The 1,476-nt window shown below is 70.1% G+C and carries 2 protein-coding genes; both read left to right on the forward strand.

Going from position 1 to position 1,476, the window contains the following annotated elements:
• Window positions 1-100: 100 nt before the first annotated feature.
• Entirely contained in the window at window positions 101-793 is a 693-nt protein-coding gene (locus WH07_RS35450; RefSeq protein ID WP_232789177.1) for an NADPH-dependent FMN reductase, read from the forward strand.
• A 334-nt stretch (window positions 794-1,127) separates the two neighbouring features.
• Window positions 1,128-1,424: a divalent-cation tolerance protein CutA gene (gene cutA, locus WH07_RS35455; RefSeq protein WP_198533956.1), complete on the forward strand. Its 297-nt coding sequence runs from the start codon at window positions 1,128-1,130 to the stop codon at window positions 1,422-1,424.
• Window positions 1,425-1,476 lie beyond the last annotated feature (52 nt).

The raw sequence follows: 1,476 nt of genomic DNA on the forward strand, positions 1-1,476 counted from the left end.
GTCGGGCGTGGTCCCGGGGGTGGGGGCCGATGCGGATGTCGTCATGTTCATCACCGTACGACGCCCTGCCGAATGGCCGACTTGACCTCAACTTTGGTTGATGTTCGACCCTCTCCATATGGACACCAAGGACACCACCACGGACGTCACGACACCGGAATCCACGACTTCCCCGAACCACGAGACGTCACCGGCCCCCGGGACTTCCCCGAGCCGCGAACCACTGAAGCTGGCCGTCATCCTGGGCAGCAACCGCCAGGGCCGCTTCGGACCGGTCGTCTCCCGCTGGTTCGTGAGCCGGGCCGCCGAGCGCCCGGACTTCATCACCGAACTGGTCGATCTGGCCGATACGGATCTGCCGACCGCCCTCTCCTCCCGCCCCGACCCCGCCGTCAGGGCCGAACTCGCCAAGGTCACCGAGCGGCTGGCCGCCGCCGATGCCTTTGTGGTGGTCACCCCCGAGTACAACCACTCCTTTCCCGCCTCCCTCAAAGCGCTGATCGACTGGCACTACAACGAATGGCAGGCCAAGCCCGTCGGCTTCGTCTCGTACGGCGGGATCTCGGGCGGGCTGCGCGCGGTCGAGCAGTTGCGCCAGGTCTTCGCCGAACTGCACGCCGTCACCGTCCGGGACACCGTCTCCTTCCACATGGCGGGCGCGCACTTCGACGACCAGGGGCAGCACAAGGACCCCGCCCAGGCCGACGCGGCGGCCAAGTCGATGCTCGACCAGCTCGGCTGGTGGGGGCTGGCACTGCGGGACGCCAAGTCGGTCCGGCCGTACGGTTCTTGAGGGGACCGCCGGGCCCCGAGCGGGACAGGGCAGGGCGTGACGGGGCAGGGCGGACCGGATCGGATCGGACCGGGCTTCGACGGGCTGGTGCGGCAGGCGGGCGGCTGACGGCCGACGGTGCCCGGGCGGTGATGCGGCCGGGATGCGTACGGTGCTGTACTACCGCGCGGCAGGGACATACCGCCCCGCCGCGCGCCCCGCCCGTACCACCAACGCCCGCACAGCCACCCGTACCGCCACCGCCCGTATTTCCACTGCCCGTACCGCCGCCACCCGCATCGCGCCTCGAAGGAGCCCGCCCGTGACCCCTGCCGAGTATCTGACCGTGCTGACCATGATCGACAGCGCCACCAAGGCCCAGGAGATCGCCCGGGGAGCGATCGGGGCCCGCCTCGCCGCGTGCGCGCAGATCTCCGGACCGGTCATCTCCGTCTATCGCTGGGAGGGCGTGGTCGAGACCGCCGAGGAGTGGCAGATCCTCTTCAAGACCACCGGCTCCCGCTACGAGGCGCTGGAGGCGTATCTCAAGCGCGTCCATGACTACGACACACCGGAGATCATCGCCACACCGGTGGTGCGCGGCAGCGCGGACTATCTGACCTGGGTCACCGAGGAGACCGTCGCACGATGAGAGCGGGCGGCGAGACCCCGGGGCCGGGGAGCGGGGTGGGGCCGGAGCGGAG

This window comes from Streptomyces odonnellii, assembly GCF_000981895.1.
Lineage (GTDB): Bacteria > Actinomycetota > Actinomycetes > Streptomycetales > Streptomycetaceae > Streptomyces > Streptomyces odonnellii.

Excerpts from the sequence above, each read along its gene's own strand:
- WH07_RS35450 (WP_232789177.1), top strand. The coding sequence starts at position 101 with ATGTTCGACCCTCTCCATATGGACACCAAGGACACCACCACGGACGTC.
- cutA (WP_198533956.1), top strand. The coding sequence starts at position 1,128 with ATGATCGACAGCGCCACCAAGGCCCAGGAGATCGCCCGGGGAGCGATC.